This window comes from uncultured Campylobacter sp., from assembly GCF_937997535.1.
GTDB lineage: Bacteria > Campylobacterota > Campylobacteria > Campylobacterales > Campylobacteraceae > Campylobacter_B.
Genome location: NZ_CALKTT010000063.1, coordinates 1 through 23715 on the forward strand (window position 1 = coordinate 1; position 23715 = coordinate 23715).

26 protein-coding genes and 4 pseudogenes are annotated in these 23715 nt (G+C 45.1%); 10 read left to right on the forward strand and 20 right to left on the reverse strand.

Going from position 1 to position 23715, the window contains the following annotated elements; genetic code table 11:
- Positions 1-57 precede the first annotated feature (57 nt).
- The 6 genes and pseudogenes from Q0117_RS06105 to Q0117_RS06130 form a co-directional block, all read right to left on the reverse strand.
- Entirely contained in the window at positions 58-525 is a 468-nt protein-coding gene (locus tag Q0117_RS06105; protein ID WP_297923751.1) for a hypothetical protein, read from the reverse strand.
- The gene (locus Q0117_RS06110; protein ID WP_297923753.1) at positions 506-964 is read right to left on the reverse strand and encodes a hypothetical protein; all 459 of its coding nucleotides are present in this window, start codon (positions 962-964) and stop codon (positions 506-508) included. Before Q0117_RS06110 ends, Q0117_RS06105 begins: the two co-directional genes overlap by 20 nt.
- 55 nt (positions 965-1019) lie before the next feature.
- Positions 1020-1634: a hypothetical protein gene (locus Q0117_RS06115; protein WP_297923755.1), complete on the reverse strand. Its 615-nt coding sequence runs from the start codon at positions 1632-1634 to the stop codon at positions 1020-1022.
- Between the two features lie 37 nt (positions 1635-1671).
- Entirely contained in the window at positions 1672-2133 is a 462-nt protein-coding gene (locus Q0117_RS06120; RefSeq protein ID WP_297923757.1) for a hypothetical protein, read from the reverse strand.
- A gap of 324 nt (positions 2134-2457) precedes the next feature.
- Positions 2458-2877, reverse strand: a pseudogene (locus Q0117_RS06125) (7-cyano-7-deazaguanine synthase); the annotation flags it as partial.
- Positions 2878-3324: 447 nt separating this feature from the next.
- Positions 3325-3591, reverse strand: a pseudogene (locus Q0117_RS06130) (7-cyano-7-deazaguanine synthase); the annotation flags it as partial.
- A 54-nt stretch (positions 3592-3645) separates the two neighbouring features.
- Here Q0117_RS06130 and ybeY point away from each other — a divergent pair.
- Complete coding sequence (gene ybeY / locus Q0117_RS06135) at positions 3646-4275, forward strand: rRNA maturation RNase YbeY (protein ID WP_297923759.1); 630 nt, start codon at positions 3646-3648, stop codon at positions 4273-4275.
- Positions 4276-4337: 62 nt separating this feature from the next.
- Here the strand turns inward: ybeY and Q0117_RS06140 are convergent, their stop codons facing one another.
- From Q0117_RS06140 to mscL, 12 genes and pseudogenes are all read right to left on the reverse strand, one after another.
- A complete protein-coding gene (locus Q0117_RS06140) occupies positions 4338-4475 on the reverse strand; it encodes a hypothetical protein (RefSeq protein ID WP_297923761.1) in 138 nt (45 codons plus the stop codon).
- A 192-nt stretch (positions 4476-4667) separates the two neighbouring features.
- Complete coding sequence (locus Q0117_RS06145; RefSeq protein ID WP_297923763.1) at positions 4668-5306, reverse strand: hypothetical protein; 639 nt, start codon at positions 5304-5306, stop codon at positions 4668-4670.
- Between the two features lie 8 nt (positions 5307-5314).
- On the reverse strand, positions 5315-5962 hold the full coding sequence (locus Q0117_RS06150; RefSeq protein WP_297923765.1) for a hypothetical protein: 648 nt from the start codon (positions 5960-5962) through the stop codon (positions 5315-5317).
- A gap of 338 nt (positions 5963-6300) precedes the next feature.
- Positions 6301-6849 (reverse strand): hypothetical protein, encoded by a 549-nt coding sequence (locus Q0117_RS06155; RefSeq protein ID WP_297923767.1) that lies wholly within the window; start codon positions 6847-6849, stop codon positions 6301-6303.
- A gap of 70 nt (positions 6850-6919) precedes the next feature.
- Positions 6920-7756 (reverse strand): hypothetical protein, encoded by an 837-nt coding sequence (locus tag Q0117_RS06160; RefSeq protein WP_297923769.1) that lies wholly within the window; start codon positions 7754-7756, stop codon positions 6920-6922.
- Positions 7757-8478: 722 nt separating this feature from the next.
- Positions 8479-9822 (reverse strand): annotated as a pseudogene (gene priA, locus Q0117_RS10640) (primosomal protein N'); the annotation flags it as partial.
- A gap of 693 nt (positions 9823-10515) precedes the next feature.
- Positions 10516-10767 (reverse strand): annotated as a pseudogene (locus Q0117_RS10645) (primosomal protein N'); the annotation flags it as partial.
- 4 nt (positions 10768-10771) lie between these two features.
- Positions 10772-11257: a prepilin-type N-terminal cleavage/methylation domain-containing protein gene (locus Q0117_RS06170; RefSeq protein WP_297923772.1), complete on the reverse strand. Its 486-nt coding sequence runs from the start codon at positions 11255-11257 to the stop codon at positions 10772-10774.
- Between the two features lie 94 nt (positions 11258-11351).
- Complete coding sequence (gene asd, locus Q0117_RS06175) at positions 11352-12341, reverse strand: archaetidylserine decarboxylase (protein WP_297923774.1); 990 nt, start codon at positions 12339-12341, stop codon at positions 11352-11354.
- Positions 12342-13469: a metallophosphoesterase gene (locus Q0117_RS06180; RefSeq protein WP_297923776.1), complete on the reverse strand. Its 1128-nt coding sequence runs from the start codon at positions 13467-13469 to the stop codon at positions 12342-12344.
- 3 nt (positions 13470-13472) lie between these two features.
- Positions 13473-14111, reverse strand: coding sequence for a Crp/Fnr family transcriptional regulator (locus tag Q0117_RS06185; protein ID WP_297923778.1), 639 nt, complete (start codon positions 14109-14111; stop codon positions 13473-13475).
- A 9-nt stretch (positions 14112-14120) separates the two neighbouring features.
- Positions 14121-14525: a large-conductance mechanosensitive channel protein MscL gene (mscL, locus tag Q0117_RS06190; RefSeq protein WP_297923780.1), complete on the reverse strand. Its 405-nt coding sequence runs from the start codon at positions 14523-14525 to the stop codon at positions 14121-14123.
- A gap of 114 nt (positions 14526-14639) precedes the next feature.
- Between mscL and gltX the strand changes: the two genes are divergently transcribed.
- From gltX to Q0117_RS06210, 4 genes are all read left to right on the forward strand, one after another.
- Positions 14640-15956 (forward strand): glutamate--tRNA ligase, encoded by a 1317-nt coding sequence (gene gltX, locus Q0117_RS06195; RefSeq protein WP_297923782.1) that lies wholly within the window; start codon positions 14640-14642, stop codon positions 15954-15956.
- Entirely contained in the window at positions 15943-16239 is a 297-nt protein-coding gene (locus tag Q0117_RS06200) for a YggT family protein (RefSeq protein ID WP_297903307.1), read from the forward strand. Before gltX ends, Q0117_RS06200 begins: the two co-directional genes overlap by 14 nt.
- A complete protein-coding gene (locus Q0117_RS06205; protein ID WP_297923784.1) occupies positions 16236-17900 on the forward strand; it encodes a lytic transglycosylase domain-containing protein in 1665 nt (554 codons plus the stop codon). The genes Q0117_RS06200 and Q0117_RS06205 overlap by 4 nt, the downstream gene beginning before the upstream one ends.
- Positions 17901-18150: 250 nt before the next feature.
- Positions 18151-18393 carry a hypothetical protein gene (locus Q0117_RS06210; RefSeq protein ID WP_297923786.1) on the forward strand — a complete coding sequence of 81 codons (243 nt, stop codon included), beginning with the start codon at positions 18151-18153 and terminating at the stop codon, positions 18391-18393.
- Between the two features lie 396 nt (positions 18394-18789).
- Here the strand turns inward: Q0117_RS06210 and Q0117_RS06215 are convergent, their stop codons facing one another.
- Both Q0117_RS06215 and Q0117_RS06220 read right to left on the reverse strand, forming a co-directional pair.
- Positions 18790-19746: a hypothetical protein gene (locus Q0117_RS06215; RefSeq protein ID WP_297923788.1), complete on the reverse strand. Its 957-nt coding sequence runs from the start codon at positions 19744-19746 to the stop codon at positions 18790-18792.
- Between the two features lie 10 nt (positions 19747-19756).
- Positions 19757-20302 carry a hypothetical protein gene (locus tag Q0117_RS06220; protein WP_297923790.1) on the reverse strand — a complete coding sequence of 182 codons (546 nt, stop codon included), beginning with the start codon at positions 20300-20302 and terminating at the stop codon, positions 19757-19759.
- 100 nt (positions 20303-20402) lie between these two features.
- Between Q0117_RS06220 and mobB the strand changes: the two genes are divergently transcribed.
- From mobB to Q0117_RS06245, 5 genes are all read left to right on the forward strand, one after another.
- Positions 20403-20891, forward strand: a complete 489-nt coding sequence (gene mobB, locus Q0117_RS06225) for a molybdopterin-guanine dinucleotide biosynthesis protein B (protein WP_297923792.1) — start codon at positions 20403-20405, stop codon at positions 20889-20891.
- Between the two features lie 9 nt (positions 20892-20900).
- Positions 20901-21749, forward strand: coding sequence for a class 1 fructose-bisphosphatase (locus tag Q0117_RS06230; RefSeq protein WP_297923793.1), 849 nt, complete (start codon positions 20901-20903; stop codon positions 21747-21749).
- Positions 21749-21958 (forward strand): hypothetical protein, encoded by a 210-nt coding sequence (locus Q0117_RS06235; RefSeq protein WP_005872202.1) that lies wholly within the window; start codon positions 21749-21751, stop codon positions 21956-21958. Before Q0117_RS06230 ends, Q0117_RS06235 begins: the two co-directional genes overlap by 1 nt.
- Before the next feature lie 553 nt (positions 21959-22511).
- On the forward strand, positions 22512-22634 hold the full coding sequence (locus Q0117_RS06240) for a hypothetical protein (RefSeq protein ID WP_297923795.1): 123 nt from the start codon (positions 22512-22514) through the stop codon (positions 22632-22634).
- A 479-nt stretch (positions 22635-23113) separates the two neighbouring features.
- A complete protein-coding gene (locus tag Q0117_RS06245; RefSeq protein ID WP_297923797.1) occupies positions 23114-23710 on the forward strand; it encodes a LysE family transporter in 597 nt (198 codons plus the stop codon).
- Positions 23711-23715: the final 5 nt, after the last annotated feature.

The following is a 23715-nucleotide window of genomic DNA, read 5'->3' on the forward strand; positions in this document are numbered from 1 at the left end:
ATAATATCATATTTCTTAATATCCTCTTTAGAAATATATTCCGCAATAAACGCCACTTTATTTTTCCTTTCTTACATCTATTAATGCTACACTAAAATCATCCTTATCCTCCCAGCCTGGTCTAAATTTAAAATCAATCAAAACATCTCTCAATATTTTAATAACTTCATTATCTGGAATAATAGAATTTAGAACATTTACCTCGATAATTTTCCACACCCTTTGAAATTTGCGTCCATCCACTTCTTGATCATATTCGTAGTCCAAAAGAATATCTAAATTATTTCCTTGAATATAAAGCCTCCATAGCTTTTTGCTCCCATAACCATAATCATACCCTTCATTTGGTAGTCTTTCAATTAAAAGAAACCAAATATCTTTTTGTCTATCAACAACAAAATTTCTAGGTAGTTCTTCATGATACGGACTATATTGATAAAAAATTTTGCTCAACCCGTACTTCTCATCATCCTCTTTGGTGATGATTGCATTTTCAAACGCCATTTTATTTTTCTCTCCCATCAACTAAATCTTGTAATTCCATAGTGAAATTTTCAATCTGCCCCCAAGCGCCATCATATCCATATACATTCAAAATTTTATTTAAAAGCATAAGTATTTGATTTTTTGAAAGGGATTTGGTTTCTTTTGGCTTTAATTCTAAAAGCTTCCAAATTCTATGAAATTTTTCTGTATCCGATATATTGTTTTGGTAATCAAGCGTAGCCTCTATTATCTCTCCTTTACAATATAAAGTCCAAACCGATTTCTTAAGATATGCATGATCGTATTCCGGATCTTGAAAAAATTTAGTTTCCATAAACCAGCAATCTGCACTTTTATCGACGACCCATGATTTTCCATCGGGTAAGGTTTTATAAGTGGGGTTAAATTGATAAAACAATTTGCTCAACCCATACTTCTCATCATCCTCTTTCGTGATGATTGCATTTTCAAACGCCATTCTCTCCTCCTTAAGGAATTTAATAATCTTGATTTTACGATATGTTTATATTCGCCTATGCGCTCATAAATATATCGTAGCAAGTAGAATTTATTATACTCGTTTCCCAATCAGGCTTAATAGAATTTAGCTTAGAGGCAAATTCCGCTTTATCCATACCGTTGATTTTAGTGATATTTTTGTTTTTGAGAAGTTCGGGGAGTTCGGTTTGATAGAATGTTCTCTCGACTTTAGCGTCTTTTCCTATTACAGTCACTACTTCACCTTTAATTTTGGAGACAAAGCGCCTAGAGGCTATATCCCATAAGCCGCTGTCTTTCTTATCAACATCGTGAAAGAATTTGTTGAGTTCAGATAGCGGCACTTTGCCATCAGCACTACCGCGTTTCTTATATTCTTCAATTACGTCAAATTCTGGATCACCATTACCAAATGCTCTCGTTAAAGCATTTTGTAAATTTTTATTTTCCCAGATATTTAAGAATTCACCGACTGACGTTTTATCTATCATCCTAACATCATTATATTGATTGGTTTTTCTTATATAGTCTTTAAAACCATCCATATCTTCTATGCCAGAATATAATATGGTTTTTGATCTATGTGCAGACAAGTCCAGCTTATTTAATACATTTATTATATCTTGTTTGGTGTTAGCTGTTTTTAGCAACTCATTTGCTTGTTCAAGTGTTAAATTTTACATAATCTTATCCTTTCAGCTGATTTATTAGTGTTACTTTATAGTTTGGTGATTTAGCCTGTCTCCATGCACCACCCAATCCATAAACATCAAGAATTTCTTTCAAAAGTATAAAAATTTCTTTATTAGTTAATCTACTATAAGTAATCGGTCTTATATCCAATAGAAGCCATACTTTATCATATGATATTTGATCTATAATTTTATTATAAAGCTCGGTATCTAGTATAATTTCGAACATCTCGCCTTTATAATAAAGCACCCATAAACTTTTTGAGAGGTAAGCGTGGTCTAGCTCCGGATCCGGAAAAAATCCACTCTCCATAAGCCAGCAGTCGCGCTCTCTGTCTATGACCCAATACCATTGATCCGGCAAACCCCTATCGTGCCGATTATACTTGAGAAACATCTTAGTAAGTCCATACTTTTCATCATCCTCTTTGGTGATGATCGCATTTTCAAACGCCATTCTCTCCTCCTTAAGAAATTTAATAATCTTGATTTTACGATATGTTTATATTCGCCTATACGCTCATAAATATAGCGTAGGAGTTAAATTTATAATTGATTTTGCCTTGAACCGCGCGCAACGCTCTCGTTAAAATTTTTAAAATTTTAAAGTGCAACTTAAATTTACAGCCGCAGCTCAGCGCGCGCAAAGCGTAGACCGCCGCCGTATGTTTTGAAATCCCGCTGCAAATCATGCGGCACTACGTATTCAAAACCCGCGCATATCAGGCGCTGTGATGGCGCGCCGAGCTACGCGGCGCGATTAAATTTCGCCGCGTCGCGCCTAAGCTTCTATCACGTAGGGGATTTTATCTTTCGCGCCGGCGCCCGCAAAGCCTTTAAGCCGCAGCAGGCAGCTGTCGCAAAGCCCGCACGCAGCGTCCTCACGCTCGTAGCAGCTCCACGTAAGCTCTAACGGCACGCCGATCCCAAGCGCCAACGAGACGATCTGCGCCTTGCTAAGGTGCACGAGCGGGGTTTTGATGCGCGGATGAAAGCCGCGGCTCGTGCCCAGATCGAGCGCTCGCTCAAACGCGCCGATGAAGCCCGCGCTGCAGTCGGGGTAGCCGCTGCTATCCTCCTGCACCACGCCGATGAAAATCGCGTCGCAGCGCTCCTTCTCGGCAAGGGCGGCGGCGATGCTCAAAAACACGCCGTTGCGAAACGGCACGTAGGTGCTCGGCAGATCCGAAAACACGCTCTCGCCGCCCTGCGGCAGAATTTTATCGCTTTGACTTTGCGATGAAATTTCACTCTCTGCGCGCTTCGATGAAATTTTATCGCCCTGCTGCGGCTCGGCTCCGCTTTGAGGTAAAATTTCACCTTCTTGAACCAGAATTTTACTGCCTTGCAGCGAAAGCTCATCGCCCCCTAGTAAAATTTCAGCGTCTTGCGTTAAAATTTCACCGCTCTGCGTACAGCTGCTCCGCGCCAAATCTACGCCGAGCGGAACGTTTGCGGAGCTCGTCGAGAAATTTGACGCAGCAAAATTTTGCCCGCCAATCTCGGCATTAATAGAATTTGCCGCAATAGAATTTTGCCCGTCTAGTTCAGCGGGGGAATTTGTCTCGATAAAATTTTGCCTACTGAGCTCAGTGCTCTTGGAATTTACCGCGCTGTCAATTTCGGCGCCGGTACAATTCGCCGCGCCGCAAAGCTCCGCCGCGCCCTTTCTGATCGGCAATGTGCCGTCTGTAAGGGCGCTGCCGCCGATTTGCGCGATGAAGCGAGCGTCTAAAACGAGCCTCTTTGCGACCCCCAAATCGTCGCAAATTTTACCGAAGCATTCGCGCTCTTTGCCCATCGTGCGCTGATCGTAGTCAAAGTGCAGCGCCACGATCTCGTAACCTTCGCGCCTCGCGATATAGGCGCAGGTCGCGCTGTCCATGCCGCCGCTGATCACGCATAAAGCTCTCATTTTCGTCCTTTTTTTGCTAAAATTATACGAAAATTTTATAAAAGAGGGGTAAAAATGATACTTTGCGAACAGTCCTATCCCGAAATTTTGGACGCTATCGCGGCGGAGCTGGGCGGCGGGAGCGTCGAGCTAATTTTCGTGCGCGGCGAGGAGATGCGGCAGCTAAATGCCCAAACGCGCGGCATCGATAAGACGACCGACGTGCTGAGTTTCCCGCTCGATCCTGCAGCGTTTGCGGGCTTTGTCGGGAATTTGAACGAGGAAAATTCCGCGCATAAAAACAGTGACGATAAAAATCAAAACGCTGCGAATTCCGCTAGTGAAAATACAAGCGCCGCAAATTCTGCGAGTGAAAATTCCAATACCATAAATTCTGAAAATTCCGAGGGCGAAAGTTCTGGCGATAAAAATTTAAAGAATGAGAATTTTGGCGTCGGGAATTTCGCCCCCGCACTGCTCGGCTCGGTCGTGATAAATTTAGACCTCGTAGAGCTGAAAGCCGCGCAGCTTGGGCACGGCAGAGATGACGAGACGGCGCTGCTTTTTACGCACGGCTTGTTGCATGTGCTAGGTTACGACCACGAGAGCGACGACGGGCAGATGCGCGCCAAGGAGTGTGAGATAATCGAGAAATTTCGCCTTCCAAAAAGCCTGATCGTGCGAACGGAGGGAAGCGAGGAGTAGGCGCTGTATATCGAAAAGGGGCGAGCAAAGCATGTGCGGCGACGTAAAATTCTAATCAAATTTTAAAAACGCAGATTGGGAAGCAAAAACTGCAAGCCCAAACCCGCAGCGATAAAAGGATTTTTAGGGTAAATCGCCATGATTTCCCAACCAAAATTTTGCATACTTAAAGTTATCAACGGCAACTGAATGCATTGCATGGTATACTCCTTAACGATAAATTTTTGTATTTAAATACGAATTTATACAATTTATAGAAACGGATGTTCGCGAAACTTTGTCTTTAAATTTACTAATTTGAATAGAAACCGCTTTAAGACCGTTTATTAAATTTACGGAATCGATAAAAAGTAGATAATCTTCGCTCTTATATTTTATCGGTCCGAAATAAATCAGGGTATCTCCTGCGATCTTGTTTCGATAATCCTCAAAATCTGCCCTGCTATAATATGAATCTCGTATGAGGGGTCTTTTATAATTTTACTGCACTCTTGCGGATCTAGAATATACATAAAATTTGCAAAAGACATCTCGTATTGCCGAAAATCTTCTCTATACGTCATAATATACAAAAGCTTATTATCAAATTTATATAACGTAAATCCTCTCCCCGTAAAGCCGTCTCTAATCGTTTTATTCATATCCATATACCAGCAATCGCCCATATTTTTCTTTAAAACGGGGTTATTGTAATCCGTCGTATCAAAAACCAGAGGCTTGATTACGCTTATATTTTTCCATTCGAATAGATCATCGTAAAAGTCGTTGCAGAAGTCTCTTTCTTTTGATAAATGCTCTTCATACTCTTTTTTGAGCGTTGCATTTCTATCTATTTGCCAAAAGCTAACGGTTTTTCCGTTGAAAGTGGTTTCTCCTTCTACCATACCGGAAGGATTGTTTCTTACTACTTTCCTATCATTAGCTTTCCATAAAGCTATTTTTAAATCAAAAGGAATTTCCGTATCGCTTACATCGTTTGCATTCGCAAATAGTACGAATGCGATCATTAAGATGAAAATATGAACCCACATAACCGCCCCTATCGATAAAGCTTCGTATTTACGTATGAATTGCTACAAACAGGCATTTGTAAAATACCGTCTTTAAATTTCCTGATTGTGACGTTGAATAGTTGTCCGCTATCCGTATTGTCAAAATCTATGAAAAGTAGATAGTCTATATCTTTATAACGTATCGGTTCGGCATAAAACAGACGCCGTTTATATATGATATTGCCTGGAATCTCCAAATTTACCCTGCTACGAGGATCTTTTGTGATTTTACTACACTCTTTGGGATCTAAAATGTAAGCAAGATTTGCGAAATCATCCGTCTGATATATATAAGGAGTGGTTTTGTAAATCATAATATACAAAAGCTTATTATCAAATTTATATAATGTAAATCCTCGCCCGCTAAAGCCGTCTTTAATCGTTTTATTCATATCCATATACCAGCAATCGCCCATATTTTTCTTTAAAACGGGGTTATTGTAATCCGTCGTATCAAAAACCAGAGGTTTGATTATATTTATATTTTTCCATTCGAACAGATCATCGTAAAAGTCATTGCAGAAGTCTCTTTCTTTTGATAAATGCTCTTCGTATTCTTTTTTGAGCGTTGCATTATCTTCTATCGTAAAAAAATAAAAACTCTTGCCGTTAAAGGTAGTTGCACCCCGGATCATAGGTTCGTGAAGGGCTTTTCTTACAACTTTTTTATCTTGAATTTTCCATAAAATAGGTTCCAGTTGCCATGGCATCGATGGATGCTTTATATCATCCGCTTTTGCGAACGATACGGCAAACAAGATCGCTAAAATAAAAACACGAATTTGCATCCCTCACTCCTTAAAATGAGCTTTTGAAGCCTTAAAAGCGTTTTTGTTATCGGTCGTATAAGCTTATACAACATAATTACTTAATCAAAGTATAAAATACATTATCATATCCGCACAAATATGAATTTATGCATATACCGCCGATCTATACGGCAGGCTTTCAGTGTTTCAATTACCGATCAATTTTATTCACACTCATGAATGTATGGATCTTTTAGGGTAAATTCACCGTAATTTCCCAACCAAAATTTTGCATACTCAAAATTATCAATCGCAAATGTCGCATGGTGTTCGCTGTATACCCTGCGCGATCTGCATTTTTTGCCTTTGTAATCATAGTGATCTGATAGCTTTTTATAAAACTCGATGCTTTCGTTATCAAAGTCGTAGCCCAGCGCGATATCTTGATTTCGCCCGTCGTAAAAATGAATATAGTCGAAATCGAGGTTGTAATAAACTTTGCAATGATCATTATCGCCGTTTATTATAGCATCGCCGCAATATTTTTCTAGCTTTAATTTCTCTTTTTCAAACTCATGCCGTAGCTCAATCTGCTCAGACGGGTCTAAATTTTGTGTTTTTTCAGTAAAAAATTCCTCTTCATACCTAAGCGCTTTTTGCAATAAAATAGTCGCATATTCGGCTTTTTTGGAATAAAAATATAGGAAATAAGAGGTGTATAACATAAAGATAAACCCTACAAAAATCATAAAATTTCTAAGTAGTTTTTTCAAATCGTTACCTTTTTAGATGCTTTATAGATTATTGGGTATCTCTCGAACCAACTGAATGCGTTTGCATGATTTACTCCTTAGTAAAAAATTTCTTTTTATCTATCAGATACGATATTTCACATTTAGTCTCCAACTTACTATCTTTAATCTCCTTAAGCCTTATAGTAAAGCCGAAGCCCAAACCAGGAAGATTTCTCTCAATATCCAACGCGTAGTATCTATCTTCATAAAAAATGGGTCTAAAATAAACGCCTTCCACATAATTTCTATAATTTTCTAGATGAATCCTACTTTTATACGGATCATAATTAAAATCCCTTATAGCTTTGGTACACTCTTTGATATCTAAAATATAGGCTAAATTTTTAGCAAGATTGTTCGATACGTTATATTCCGCATACTTATAGAACATTATATATAAAAGCCTATGATCGCCGATCTTATACAAAGTGAAACCTCTGCCACGATACCCTACTTGAACCGTTCTATTCATATCCATATACCAACAATCACTCATATTTTGCTTTAGCTCAGGATCATTATAATCTATGCTATCGTTAACTACAGGGCGGATAGCGCTTATATTTTTCCATTTAAACAGATCGTCGTAAAAATCGGTGCAAAAGTCTCTTTCTTTAGCCAAATGCTCTTCATACTCTTTCTTAAGGGTCGCGTTTTGATCCATTTGCCAAAAATACACGCTTTTACTGTTAAAAGTAGTAATACCAAAAGTCGCATTGGTTTCACTGCTCTTTCTAGTAATATTTCTATCCCGTACCTTTGATAAAATCGAATCTAACATCCAAGGCATAGCAGTAGTAGTATTGTTCGTATCGTTTGCATCTATAAACGATACGCTAAGTATGATCACAAGCGTAAATTTTATAAGTAAAGCAGGTCTAGGCATTCTGTCCTCCATTCAAAAAGAGCAATATCATACTAGACTTATGGGTGCATTATATCCTCACTCAAGTTAAATTATACTTAACAATTTGATATTATTTTTTGATTTTGATTTAATATGAGATAGGCGGTAAAGCATAAAAATTCAGCGTTGCAATACATCAAATCCTGCAGGTTCTATGGACAAAATTTATGCGAATAAAATTTTATAAATCGCGCTTAGCCGAAGTTTACGGGATCCATATCGATCTCGACGGGCAGATGCTCAAGCGCGCGCGCAGCATTAATCAGCGGCACGTGCGAACTAGCGCGCAGCAGAATTTCAAAGCGAAATTTCGACGCGATATAGGCGATACCCGCCTTGCCGTAACCGATGATCTCAAAGCTCTCGCTCGCTTTTTCTTTCAAATGCTGCGCGGAATTTTCGGCGGAATTTTCAGCCGCTAAATTTATAAAATTTTGCGCGGCACCGTTTCTTTCAGGCTTTAAATTTACGCTACCCGCATCCCCGTCGCAAGCTGAAATTTGCGCGGTGTTTTTTAAATTTGAAGCATTTTGGCGGTTTAAATTTGCATCACTCCCGCGCAGATCCGGGCTTTGAAATTTAAAATTTGACATCCGTTTACCGCCCTGCTGCACAGAATTTTCTAAATTTAAAGCGCTTAGATTTGCTCTCCTCGCGTCCAGCCCGTCATGCGATACAAACGCGCTGCCTCCCGCCTGCTTGCGTCGTAAGATTTCAAGCGCGGCGCTCATTATCTCGCTCGCCGCGTTTTCGTTTTTATGCGAGATCAGCACGCGCAAAAGCCGCATATACGGCGGATAGAGCCCCTCGCGAAACTCCGCCTCGTCGCGCAAAAAATCATCGTAATTTTCGATATAATCCCTAAAAAAGCCGCTCTGGCGCGTCTGTATGACGACTCTGCCCTGTCCCGAGCGACCCGCGCGACCCGCCACCTGCATCGCAAGCGCCAGCGTCTTTTCGCGCGCCCTAAAATCAGGATAGCTCAGATGCTCGTCGATCCCCATTATCACCGCAAGATCCACGCCGTGGTAATCGTGCCCCTTACTAAGCATCTGCGTGCCTACCAAAATGTCGATTTTATGGGCGTTGAAGTTATTGAGCAGCGCCTCGAGCTTGCGCTGCGTGGTGATCTCGTCGCGATCAAATTTTGCGATGCGAGCGCTCGGGAAATGCGCCGCGAGCTGTGCGGCAAGCTCGCCCGTGCCGATCTTGCGCGCCTGCATTACCTCGCCGCCGCAGTTTTCGCAAGACGCCCTGTAAAACGTGCTAAAGCCGCAGTAATGGCACTTTAGCGCCGCAGCATCCGCGTGGTAGCTCATCCCGACGGCGCAAAACGGGCAGCGCACGATCTGCCCGCAGTTTTCGCAAACCATATATTTGTAGTTCGCGCGCGTCGGCAAAAACACGACAGCCTGCTTGTCCGCTTCGAGGCTACGCCTAATCTCGGTTAAAATTTTAGAACTCAGCCCCGTCTCGCTCTCGTCGAAAATGAAGCGCTTGGCGCTGCTAAAGTAGGTGCCGCGCAGGCGGAAGTGCGGCTGCTTCGCGTAGGTGCTAAGCGCGGGCGTCGCAGAACCTAAAACCACGCGGATGCCAAGCTTCTTGCCGACGAAAATTGCGGCGTCGCGGGCATTTAGGCGCGGCGCGGCGGCGGATTTATAGCTGTCGTCGTGCTCCTCATCCACGACGATGAGGCCTAGATCGCTAAAGGGCAAAAACAGCGCCGAGCGGGCGCCCGCGATGAGCCTGATCTCGCCTGCGTTAAATTTCGCTAAAATTTCACGCTTTTTCTTGGGCGAAATTTTGGAGTGCCAGACGCCGAGCCGCTCGCCGAAATAGCTTTGTAGCCGCTTCGTCATCTGCGGCGTGAGCGAAATCTCGGGCATCAAAAACAGCGCCTGCTTGCCCGCAGCGAGCGCCTGCGCGATCAGCGCTATATAAATTTCGCTCTTACCGCTGCCCGTATCGCCGAAGATCAGCGATGTCTCGTTGGCTTCAGCAAATTTACGCGCTTGCTCCTGCGCGGGGGTTAGGTTTGGAATTTTACCTATTTGAAGCAGGGATAGCGACGGCGGGACGGAGCTTTGTGCCGCGGCGTCTGAATTTTGAATTGAGATGGAATTTTGCGCTGAAGTAGAATTCTGAATCGAAATGGAATTCTCTCCCTCGGTAAAATCCCGCTCTTGGATCGAATTTTGCGCGATAGCGAAATTTTGTTTGTGTGCAGGATCGGGAACGGCAACAAAATTTATTGTCATAGCGGAATTTTGAGCCAATGTAGAGCTTTGAATTGAAACGGAATTTTGCTCATCGACAAAGTCCCTCTCTTGGATAGGATTTTGCGCGGCGGTAGAATTTAACGCCAAATTTTGCGAGATAGAATTTGGCGTCCGCTTTAAATTTTGTTTTTGCGTAGAATTCGGCGCGATGACGGAATTTATAACGGTAACGGAATTTTCTGTGGTAATAGAATTCCTCGTCAATGTAGAATTTTGAATTGAGGCGGAATTGTGTGTGGCACTAAAACCCCAGTCGAAAGCAGAATTTCGTGCGGTAATGAAATTCTGCTCGAAAATAAAATTTTGTTCGCGGGTAGAAGCTTGTTTGCAAGCGGAGACCAACTCACTAACGGGAATTTGCTCGCAAGCGCAATTCCGCTCGGTCATAGGATCCTCCTGCGAATTCCGCAAATCCTGCGCCGTATCGCTCGCAGGCTCGAAAATCCCAAATGCAACGCCCTTTTCGCAGACATAGTAGTACGCGATAAAATTTGCAAGTGCGATCTGAAACGGGCTAAATTTAAGCTGCGAAATCTCTAAAATTTCCTTAGTTTTGAAGCTCGGCTTTGCAACCTCGCGCAGGATCACGGCGGATTTGATACTTGATTTTACGGGAACGGATACGATTTGATAAGTTGGGATTTCAAGATTTGAACTATAAGTAAGCGGTTTTAGGCTGGCGCCCAAAACCGCAACTTCATAATAGAGCATTTAGCTATTGAGCTAAGGATTGACAAAGATCATCAGCGTGATTGCAGTCGAATGAGCCTACATTTCTATCTTTATTTGCACCGGAAGTAGGTATACTAGCTCTTGTTGGATAATAAGTAAAGTTAGTACTTTTGCCTGCTACGGTAGCCGTATATGTAGATGTAGCATTATCGTTGCCATTTCTAACCAAAGTCCAGCCGTTCCTACCGCCATCTCTCATAGGATAGATAGGTTGCTGCAAAACGCCATCAAAAAGAGTGGCGTTGTCTGAGCCCTCCAAAGCAGGCCATGTAGTCACGCCCCTCATCATGTTCTCGCTTCTAACTAGCGAAAGTCCGCTTCTAATGGCGGCGATGTCTCCGCGCATCTTAGCGATAGTAGCATCATCGCGCGTAGCGGCTAATCTAGGCACTGCAATGCCCGCCAAAATACCTAAAACGACGATGACGAAAACAAGCTCTATCATCGTAAAAGCTTTTAAATTTTTCATGTTAAATCCTTTGATTTAAAGTGAGATGATTATAGCCAAATTTAAATAAAATTAATTTTAGTTAAAGAAAAAATCCTGCATTTTAAATGGAATTTTATGAAATTTCATTAAATTCTGCGATTTTTTGTCCGAATTTTACGGACGTATCAGTCGGAGTTTCAAATTTTAAAAACTCGCTTTGCGCTACAAGCACGATCGTCGAGCCCAGCTCGAAATTCCCTAGATGATCGCCCTTTTTAAAGCTTAAATTTTCATATTCGTAAAGCGCCCCCTCCCTATTCGCGCATGCATTCGTTTGTATTCGCGTATCGAAATCAAATCTCATCTTGCCGACGTTTAAAGCGCCCACGAAAACCATCCACAAAATCCCGCCGTTACACATCTTGCACTTCAAAATCACGCGCTCATTTTTAGCGTAGAGGTTTGGAATTTTAAGTAAAAATTTCTTCGCCACGCTGTAAAGATCGGCAGGAATATAAAGCGCCTGCAGCACGCTCAGATCGCACGGCGCGTGATAATGATGATAATCGCGCGGGCTTAGATAAATGTTTGCGTAGCTTAAATTTACGCCGCTTGTATTTTCGCCGCCTTGGGCGTCCTCTGCGCTCGTTTCGCGGCTCACACTACTTTCATCACTATAAATTTCAGCTTGCACGCCGCTCGCGGCATAAGTTGCGCCGCTTTCGTCGCTTATGATTTTCGCTTGCGCAGCGTCCGCGGCGTCATCTAAATTTTTAACCGCTCCGCCGCTTTCACTCGCAGTAAAAGTGCGCCCCAATAGCTCGCTAAGGTTGTATTCGCAGCCCTTCACGCTAAAAGCTCGCAGATTGGCGCAGCATCCGCTCTCAAAGATCACGCCGTCGCTAGGGCTTATAAAAGCCGTCTCGTCTGCCGCTATCTCGCGCGGACGCAGCAAACGGCGAGTAAAAAGCGCGTTTAGGCTCGCGTAGCTTTGCGGCGGATCAAATTCGCTCATATCGATTTTGAAAAATTCCACATATTTGCGGTTGATAAAATTTTGTATAAATTTAGGAAATTTCACCGCGGCGATAACCCCGAAAATCCTCGAAATAAAATTTCTCATCTATGCCTTTCTAAGCTTAAGCAGCGCGATCTCGGCATCAGCAAAGACCCTTATCGGCGGGCCCCAAAACCCTACGCCGCTGCTTACGTAAATTTGCTTCAGCCCGTCATTATACAGCCCGTAAAGATACTTCTGGCTAAGCAGCACCAAAAGCGTCCATGGGAAAATTTGCCCCGCGTGCGTGTGTCCGCAGATACACAGATCGACCTCGTCGCGCACGAAATCCACGACGTATTTTGGCTGATGCGCGAGCAAAATTTTAGGCTTATCGGGGTCTGCCTGCGTTAGCGCGGCGCTTAGATCGGGCTGCATATATCCGAAGCGAAAGCCGCTAAGATCGTGCACGCCCATTAAATTTAGCCCTTCAAATTCCACGCTTTCGTTTTGCAGCACCCGCACGCCCGCTTTTTGCATCGCTTTTATAAGTCCGCTTGCGTCGCCGCGGTAATACTCGTGGTTGCCCGTGACGAAAAATATAGGTTTTTTGATCGCCTCAAGAGACTGCAAAATATCCCCGAGCTCATCCGAGCGCAGATCAAACATATCGCCCACGATCAGCAGCGCATCGTAATTTAGCGAGTTTATCTGCGCTACGACGCCTTGCAAAAACTCCTTTTTCAAAAACTCGCCCAGATGCACGTCTGAGATGACGGCAAAACTTAGCTCGCGAGCTAAGTTTTTGATTTTTATTTCGCGCTCGGTGATTTTTGGAATTTTTAGTGCATTATAAAGCCCTTTAAAAATATAGCTAAACGCCATTATTACGAAGGTTACGTCTATAAAGGTTTTTAAAAATTTTCGCCTGTTTTGGCTAAATTTAACCACATGCGCAGCGGCACTTAGCACATCGTAAGCAAGGCAGATAAAAAAGAGCGAAAAGGACGCTGCCATGCAAAATACGCAAGCTTTATAGAGCAGCTCATTTTTAAAGCTTCCATTAAGCCCAAAACCCGCAAAAAATATTGCATCTAAAATTGCTAAAGCTACGCAAAGTAAGCTCAAGACAGGGCGAAACGTAGCGAAGCCTTTATATGGCGCAAAACGCGCGCTGATCGATCTGTAGACGTAAAGATTAAAAAACAGAAATAAAACCGTACCGACGATCGGGAAAATATAGGCGCTTTTCAAACTCTAGCCTTGGATATACTCGTCCAGCTTATCTTTATCAAAGCCCGTGATTTCTTGCTTATCGTCTAAAATTAGTGCGCCGCTCTTTTTAAATTTAGTGATGGTGCGCGAAAATGTTTCGGGAGTCACGTTTAGAATTCTGGCTATTCTAGTGTATTTTGTGCTCATAAAAATATCAAAATTATCGTTGATAAACTTAGCGATTTTGCCGTCGCAGTTAAGCACGACTTGATTATCAAAGACCGCATTTAGCGCACGGATCTTCTCAGACATCGATTTTAAAAGCTCCAGGCAAATCTTTGGATCACTCATAAACTCGTTTTTAAATTTTTCATAATCGATCTTTAGCACCTCGCCGTTTGTCGAAAACACGCCGCTTGCAGGATAGCTCGTCTCTTCGAAATTTACCATCTCTGCCACGAGCGAGATGGGGCGGATCTCGCGCATATGGATCTCTCGCCCCTTTGCGGAGGTTTTATAGATTTTTAAAATTCCTTTTAGCAGGATTAATAGATACTGCGAGCGCTCGCCCTCGAAAAATAAAATTTCGCCCTTTTTGTAGCTTTTATGGATGCTAATCTGCTCCAAACGATCAATTTGCGCTGCGCTTAGAGCTTTGAAATAAGGAATTCTCTCAAGCATCGCCGCGACCTATTTTTTTAGCAGATCTCTTATCTCGCTAAGAAGTTTGACCTCTTCGCTAGGCTCAGCAGGTGCGGCAGGCTCAGGCGCAGGCTCGGCGGGCTTTTTAAGCTTATTAATCGCCTTGATCGCGCAGAATATACAAAACGCGATGATGATGAAATCGACCGTTACTTGGATAAACGAGCCGTAGTTTATCGTAACGGCCGGGGTCTGCCCCACCGCTTCTTTTAGCACGATCTTAAGATCGGTAAAATTCATTCCTCCCGTAAGAAGTCCTAAAACAGGCATCATAATGTCGCTTACGAGCGAGGTTACGATCTTGCCAAAAGCCCCGCCGATGACGACGCCCACCGCCATATCGATAACGTTGCCTTTCATCGCAAATTCTTTGAATTCCTGAATGAAACTCATATTGTCTCCTTAAATAAAATGCGCCGATATTAGCCTATTTTTGCTTTGTTTTTGCTTTTTATTAGGAAGTAAAAAGTATAATCCCAGCTTAAATTTAAACCCAAAGGACCTAAATTGTATCGCTTCGCTCCGTCGCCCACCGGCGATATGCATATCGGAAATTTACGCGCGGCTATTTTTAACTACATCTGCTCTCTACAGGATAAAAGCGGCTTTATTTTGCGCATCGAGGATACCGACACTGCGCGCAATATCGAAGGCAAAGATCAAGAGATCATCGAAATTTTAAAGCGATTCGGCATCTCGTGGCAGAGTCTGTATTATCAAAGCAAAAATTTAAAATTTCATCAGCAGTTCGCAGCCAAGCTGCTCTCCGAAAAAAAAGCGTTTTGCTGTTTTTGCAGCGAGGAGGAGTTGGAGGCTAAAAAGCAAGCCGCCAAGGACGCGGGCGAGGCTTATCGCTACGACGGGCACTGCGAGCATTTAAGCGACGAGGAGGTGCTAAACTGCGAGAAGCCCTTTACTATCCGCCTTAAAAAACCTGATCACGCGCTGGAATTTACCGACGCGATCAAGGGCCGTATCGCATTTGAGCCGCAGAATATCGACAGCTTTGTCATAATGCGCGCGGACAAGACGCCTACGTATAACTTCGCCTGCGCCTGTGACGATATGATGCAGGGCGTGAACTTCGTAATCCGCGGCGAGGATCACGTCTCAAACACCCCAAAGCAAAACTGGATCCGCCAAAGCCTCGGCTACGACGGCGAGATCAAATACGCGCACCTGCCGATCATATTAAATTCCGAAGGCAAAAAGATGAGCAAGCGCGAGGATAGCTCCTCGGTAAAATGGCTGCTTCAAAGCGGCTACCTGCCCGAGGCGATCGCGAACTATCTGATCCTACTGGGCAACAAAACGCCGCGCGAGGTCTTTAGCATGGATGAAGCGGTGGAGTTTTTCGATATCGCTAAAATTTCAAAAAGCCCAGCAAAATTTGACGAGGACAAACTCGCCTTTATAAACCGCGAGCATATCAAAAGAGCGAGCGAGCAGCGCCTGGCGGAGCTTTTTGAGCTCGAGCCGAAATTTGCGCCTTTGATAAAATTTTACACTCAAGAAGCGAGCCTTATCCCGCAGATCAAAGAGAAGATCGCAGCGATCTACGGCGCGAAAGATATCCCGCAGGAGTGGGCGGCGCAGGCGCAGGCGCTGCGAGAGGCAATCTTAAATTTATTAAGCTCAAACGGCGCACCGGCAGAATTTAATGATTTCAAAGCGGCGCTTTCGCAGGCTACAAGCTTAAAGGGCAAGAGCTTATTTATGCCGCTTAGGTTTTTACTAACCGGCGCACCTCACGGGCCGGAACTTAGCGAGCTGTATCCGCTGATCCGCGCCGATTTAAAGGAGATACTCGATGCTACTAAATAGCGTATTTTACGGCATTTTAGTGAGTATTCACTACGTGATTCAAGCTTATATGATGCTAATTTTCGTCGCCTGCGTTTTGAGTTTCATCCGTCCAAATCCGTTCGGTAAATTTTATAAAATCGTCCGCGTCATCTCTGCGCTTACTGAGCCTGCGTTTGCGTTGGTGCGTCGCTATCTGCCTACGACTTTCGGCGGATTTGATCTTTCGCCGCTTCTTATCCTACTCGTGCTTAATTTCTTTGACAGCGCGATAATCTATATCATCAATAGGACGGTCATTTGAAAATATTTCTGAAATTTAGCCTTGTTTTGGGACTGCTGTGCGCCGCAAGTAGCGGTAAAATTTTAAGCTACGAACAGATCAAAGACGAGCCAAAATCCCTAGCCAAGGACTATTACATCTATCGCCTAATAGATGAGACGAAATACAACAAAGCGGAGATTAAAATTTTAAAACAAAGTATCTTTCGCTACAAAGGCAAGCTAAAAGATAAGCTAGATAGAATTTTCGGCGCCATTCGCCCTCCTAAGCGTCCGGATCGCTGCGCAGGCGTTACCTCCGCCAATATTTTAGATGCAAATTTAACCTGCAAAAAGGCGCGCTCCTATCCAAATTTCATCGCCAAGCTAAGCCCGTCGGTACGCGAGACGCTCGCTTCGCAGCTTGAAAAGCATCAAGACGCGGCAAGTAGAAACGCCGTAAATTTACTGCGCGGATTTAACGACAAAAATCCGAGCGAGTATTTTATGCAGAGCCGCAATGCGCAAAACTACTTTTTATATTATGACTACTTAAAAGGCGCGGGCAAAGACGCTTTGATCGACATCAACGCCGACGCAGCCTTCGTAAGCGAACTAGCTTCGCAAAAAGGCTTCAAAGCGGTTCTCAACGACGCGCTAATTAACCGCAAATACCCGCACTTGCGCCGCTCGCTTACGGGCGTCGATCCGTCGGCTGTAGAAAAGGACGTAGCATTTATGCTGGGCGTAAATGCCGTCATGCAGGGCGATGAAGGGGCTGCGCTTGCGTTTTTTAGCCGCGCAGCAGCGAGCTTTGAAAAGCCTCACGATGTACACAATGCGAAATTTTGGGTATATCTGCTAAACGGAGATCAAAACGTCTTGCGTCAGCTTGCTAGCAGCGATTATTACAGCCTCTATGCGCTTTATGCCAAGGAGGTCTTAGGAGATAAGAATTTAAACATCATCATCCCAAATCCCGCTAAAAATTCCATCGAGGGCTACGATATCACCGATCCTTTCGCTTGGGTTCGCACGAAAAATAGCGCTGATCAGATGTCGCGCCCACAACTTTTGGAATTTGCTAAAAAATTCGACACCAAGCAAAGCATCGGCGAGTACTCATACATCATAAATAAAGCAAGCGGCGGCAAGGACAACTTCTATCCGACGCCGTTTATGGAGTATATCGGCGACGGCGATAACCGCCGCAAGGCGCTAATTTTGGCGCTCGCCCGCCAAGAAAGCCGCTTCGTGCCCGCATCGGTATCTACGTCGTATGCGCTTGGGATGATGCAGTTTATGCCATTTTTGGCTAACGAAATTGGAAAAAAACAACTCAAAATCGACGGCTTTGATCAAGACGATATGTTTCGCCCCGAGATCGCTTACCGCTTCGCCAACATCCATATCGACTGGCTGGAGCGTAAAATTTACAGCCCGGTTTTCATCGCATACGCTTACAACGGCGGGCTCGGGCTCGTCAAAAAGATGCTTCAGCGCGGCGATATGTTTAATAAGGGCAAATTTGAGCCGTGGCTTAGCATGGAGCTCGTGCCATATGCCGAGAGCAGAGACTACGGCAAAAAGGTGCTCGCAAACTTCATCATCTACTCGCAGATCCTCGATCCGCGCGCGAAAGTCTCAGTGCAACAGGAGCTGCAAGACCTGCTGATCCCCTCTCGCAGCGATAACTTTCGCTAAGCTAGCGGCGAGCTTGGAGGATGATTTTAAAAAGCGATGAGCAAGGAATTTTAAAAGCCGTCGCTTTAATAAAAGCGTAAAATTTGCCCGCCAAAGGCTTAGACGGGCAGATCAAAGCGGCGAAATTTTGCCGCGCAAGTAAGCAAAGGCGCTATAAAATCGTGCGAATTTATTTTGACTTCAGTGGTTAAATTTTATCTCTTGATGCTAGCCAAAGGTTATTTCTGCACTGCACGAAAGGCGGCGCGCCATGCAAATTATCGCGACCGTAGTTCTCATAATAGCCGCCATTTTGTGCGTATCGTTATTGAAAGACGAAAAGAAGCGCTCCGCAAATTTAGCGGCTTGTTTGTTTTTTATGGCGTTTGCGTATTGCGTGCAATTCGGCGTAGGGGACGATAGCTACGTCCGAGTGGGCGGCGCGGCGCTGATATTGTTTTTTATATTTGCGCTTGCTTTTTTCGAGCTTTATTTCTGGGGTGACGAGCTTTAAAATTCAAAATTCATTGAAATTTTAACGCGGCGTTTTGTGAGCGATCAAATTAGCACCCGAGCATAAAATTTTAAGTAGCGTGAAATCAAATCGAGCACTTTCGGCTATGGAATTTAAACAGATAAACTATCCGCAGCTTGCCCGCCGCAAAGGCTGCGGCAGGTTTAAATTTAGCCGCTTTTGCGGCCTACTTGCGGCGCTTTAAAGCTTGGGTATGCAAACCGTCGTTTTAAAATTTCGGCAAGTTTTAAATTTTAAATCCACTCCTCTTTGCCGCTGCGCCGTTTTAGTTAAATTTTAACCGCGCGGCGCAGAGCTCGCGAGCGCAAGATGATTTAATTTTACGACCTTAACTCCGCGCGAGCTTCTGCGGAATAAAATTTAGCGATCAAATTGCTATTTGAAAAGCCCTTTGATCTTGCCGAAAAGCGACTTTTCGCCGCCTGCGGAGGTTGCGTCTTTATGATCTTCTGCGGTGGAATTCTCGCTGTCGCCCTCCATTGTATCGCCACTGCAAGGGACGGAATTCTCGCTGCTTACCTTCATTGCGCCGCCATCCGCTTCCGTCGCACTGCCGCCGCCCGTTACATCGACGCCGCGCAAGGCAGAATTCTCTCCGCCCGTAGTATCTCCTCCGCCTGTCTTATCTCGCTCTATCGCCTCGCCGATCTGCTGCGCGGCGATTTCCGCGTAGATCAGCGCGCCCTGCGTATCGCAATTAAAAAGATTTGAAAACGACTCGGACCTATTCAGATCGATCGGATTGGGCTCAACCACCTCGGTAGCCTCAAGCAGCCCTACTCCAAGCTCCGCAGCCAAATTTAGCGCGTTTAAAAACACGGGCAAATTCTGCGCATAAAACCCATCTATCGCCTCTTTTATCTCGCCGTCCGCTTCATAATCGCGCAGCAGTTTCTGCACATTATCGGCGCCAAGATACGCGCCGCAGCAGTAGTTTTCGATGATCTCGCTGTGAATTTCGCCGCTAAACTCCGTTAGAAATTCCGCCGGCAAAACCTCGCGCCAATCGCTTATGTAAGGTTTAAATTTAAAGCTTTGCGCCGCCAAAAAGCTAAACGCCGTGCCGCGCGTGTAAAAATACTCTCTAAAATAGCCCTGCGCCACGGCGAGGTGAAATCCGTGCGTTTTATTAAAAATGCCCCCTGTGCCGTACTGCAGCGCCGAGCGGAAGCCGTCCGCGTATTTTTCTACATAAAATTCATCCATCCCCGCTTCGCGCGCGATTTGGGCGATACTTTCAAAATCTCCCCCCTGCGCGAGCTTTAGCGGCTTAAAATACCACTGCGAAATTTCATCTTTGCCGATCGCGTGATAGCTTATGTCGTAACCCACCTTCTCTCCTTTAATCTTTCAGATCGATCTGCGGCTGCCAATACAGCGACTTTGAAACTTTACGAAATTTCATCGTGGCGCCCAGATCATTTGAGGTGCGGTAGCTAAGCACCAGCTCGTCCTTATCGCTCTTAGGCGCGGTGATCTTGTAGCGGCTTGACCACGCGATCTTAAAAAGCTCCTTTTGCAAAAGCGGATCTCCGTCGTGCAGCGGCACTATGTTTGCGTTTGCGCCGTTGATCTGCACCGCGCGGATCTGCACTTCTTTAGGATAGGAGGTGAGCAAAAACACCTCGTCTCCAGCGGCGTTTCTAAGCTCGGGCGCGACGGGATTTAGATAGGTCGCCACTGCCAAATAGCGATCGCCCGCGCGCACCGATTCAAATTTTTGCGTATAAGCAAGAAACTCGTTTTTAAGCGGATCGTGACGGGGATCGTTTGCGGAGCAGGAGTTTAAAAATAGCGCTAGCACGGCTAAAATAGCGCCCTTTGCCGCAACGCTTAACGAGCCCCTTGCCGCACTGCCTCGCGCGCCGCTAAAATCAAATTTCTTCATCGATCTTCCTTTGAAATTTTAGGCGCATTCTAACGAATTTTGCTTTTTAAAAGGCTAAATTCGCTACAATCTGCTCATCTTAAAAAGCCGGATTTTAAAAATGAAAAGACTTGCTATCGCATTTTCAGGCCCTTCCAATAGCGGCAAAACGACGCTAATTTGCAAGATCGCTAAAATTTTTATCGCTAGCGGGCTTCGGACTGCGATCGTAAAGCACGATCCTGGCGATAAGGCGCGCTTTGACGTAGAGGGCAAGGACAGCGCCAAATTTAGCGAGCTCGGCGCCGAGACCGTCGTGATGAGCCCTACGCGGACGAGCTATTTTTCGCAGCGCTGTATGCAGATTGACGAGGTCGTGCGGATGCTCGGAGATTTCGATATCCTGCTCGTAGAGGGGCTAAAGACGCTGCCGCTGCCGCGCATAAGCCTGTTTCGCGACAAGATCGATCCGGCGTATCTACCATTTTCGGACGCGATCGCTTCAAATTTAAGCGGCGAACAGATGGATAAGTTCTGTCGCGTAAATTTCGACATCGACGACGCTGCGGGCATTAGCGAATGGATCTTAAAAAACGCCAAAAAAATGTAAAGGAATAAAATGCAAGAGATCGTAAAATCAATCCAAAATATCGCGTTACAAATCGCCGAGGAGCTGAAATACGCGGACTTCGGCTACACAGATCATCACAACAGCACGGGCGATACGCAGCTCAAACTCGACGTAAAAAGCGACGCCATAATCGAGGCGGAATTTCGCAAAAACCCGCTCGTACGCGCCCTAATCAGCGAAGAGAAAGATGAAATTTTAACGCTGCGAGAGGACGCGCGCCTCATCGTCGCCTACGATCCGCTCGACGGCTCGAGCTTGGTGGACGTAAATTTCGCCGTGGGCTCGATATTTGGCATCTACGAGGATGAAATTTCGCCCGCAAGCTTAAAAGCGGCGATCTATTGTATCTACGGACCGCGCCTTGAGATGGTCGTTTGCGAGGACGCGCCAAAGCTATACCGCCTAAATCGCGAAGGCAAATTTAGCTTCGTAAAAGATCTGCACCTAAACGAAAAGGGTAAACTAAACGCCACGGGTGCGACGCAAAAGGGCTGGAGCGAGCCGCACCGAAAGCTCGTGCGGGCGCTGTTTGACGAAGGCTACCGCCTGCGATACAGCGGTGCGATGGTAAGCGACCTGCATCAAATTTTATTAAAAGGCGGCGGACTTTTCAGCTACCCCGCTACCAGCGATCATCCGAGCGGCAAGCTTCGCGTAACTTTCGAAGTGCTGCCGTTTGCGTTCATATTCGAGCGCGCAGGAGGCGCCACTAGCGACGGCGCGAACGACTCGCTTTTGGATCTTAAGATTGAAAAAATCCACCAAAGCAGCCCTTGCTTTTTCGGCTCGAAGTACGAGATCGCGAAGATGCATGAAATTTACGGCGAGAAAAACTGATGGCGGATACCGAGGTCGCCGCGCCGCGCGACGTTTACGACGAAATTTTAGATAAAAGCTTAGCCGCGCTACAAGCGTGCCAGGCGGAACACAACCTCACCAGCTGCCTGGAGTGCGAGAAGCTGCTAGATTGCGCGGTGCGCGATAAATACGTCAAGGCGGTCTATGAGAGCATGTCGCACGGCGCGACGGGGGATTTTTCGTTTTAAATTGCGCTATTGCGATCGCGGAATTTTACCAAGCAGGCTGCTTAAAGCTCTTGCGTCACGAGGTTTTGCAAAGCGAGCTTGCGCGCAATATCTCTGCAAACCAGGCTGTGGCGTGGAATTTGCTCTGCAATGTGGATTTAATCCGATAGCGTGCAAATTTTGCTCTGCAGCATGGAATTTGTCCCGCTGCGAAACGATAAAATTTACGGCGCGTTTAGCTTCGCGGCGGGGTCTGCTCTGCGGTGCGTCTGTTTTGCAGGCAAGGTTTTGCGGCTGCCGATAAAATTTAAAATGAGGGCGTAGCTAAATTGCAGGCGTGCGGCTAAATTTCAAACGCACATACGGTTATTCGGCACGCGGCTAATTGAAGCGGACAAACGTTGATCTCGGGCTCCGCGGTCGGATTTTTAAAATTTGCGGATAAAATTTTAAGACAGGCGGAACGGCGGGGTTGTATCCTTCGTTGAATTTTTAAAATTTTCGGATAAAATTTTAAAGCGCGAAATTTCGCTTCGCAAAATTTCAGCCGCGATTTACGAGCGCGGATACGCAAATGTCTGAAATTACGCAGAGCCCCGGCGGGCTAAATTTTACCGCCGCGATCTTAAAATTTACGCGACTAAAACTTACCGACTTGCGCGAGCCGCCGTTTGTCGCCAATCTTTTGCTAGTTTAAATTTTGCCTTGCAAAATTTAGCTCGCAAACTTGCGGCACAAACGAGACGGCAGATTTTGCCTCGCAAAATTCTAGCCGCAAAATTTAAAGTGCAAATTTAAATCGCGATCCGCGCATTGAAATTTAAAAGCTAAATTTAAGTGCCGTGCGAATACTCGTATAAATTTCAAAGCATGAGCATGTAATGCTCGCGTTGAAATTTTGCGACTGAGCGTGTATGTGAATCGCTCGTTAAAATTTCAAAGCCGAGGCGCATGCAACCACACACGTTAAAAATTTTAGAGCCGAAGCATATGCGACTGCTCGCGTTAAAATTTTAAAGCTAAGGCGTATTACGGCGGCGTTTGCATTAAATTTAAAAATCGATCGGCAGTCGCGCGGAATTTTAGATTGGTCTATTTGCAAAGCCGCGCCCATAGATCTATTCGCAGCATCGCACGCCGAAATTTTAGAGCAGTTTGGGGAATGTAAGGAGAGGGATGCAACAATTTTTACAAGGGATTTTGATGGGACTTGGCGTTAGCGTGCCGATCGGCCCGGTAAACGTACTGATAATGTCCTACGCGCTGCGAAGCTACACCAAGGCGCTGTGCCTGGGCCTAGGCGCCATGAGCGCGGATATACTGTATCTGGCGCTATCGGCGTTTGGCATATCGCAGCTAGCCAAAATCCCGATCGTTTTTGCCTGCATATCGGTATTTGGCGCATGCTTTTTACTCTACACGGCGTACGCGATCTGGCATGGCGCGACTAGCTCGGTGCAGCCTGCAAGCGTCGAGGCTTGCTCAGGCGCGGCGCTTTATAGCAAAGGCTTTTTGATAAATTTACTAAATCCATACGTCATTATGTTTTGGCTCAGCGTATCTGCCGGCACCGCGCGAGCAGATTTCGCGCTTGCCCTTGCGGGGCTTGTAAGCGGAATTTTAGCTTGGATCACGCTTTTTCCGCTTGCGATATATCTAGCTCGCAGCAAGCTTCCAAACATGATAGTGCGGGCATTTGCATATATTTCGGCGTTTATTTTGGTATTTTTTGCACTAAAGCTTTTATACGCTATAATTTTTGCTAAAATTTAAACCGA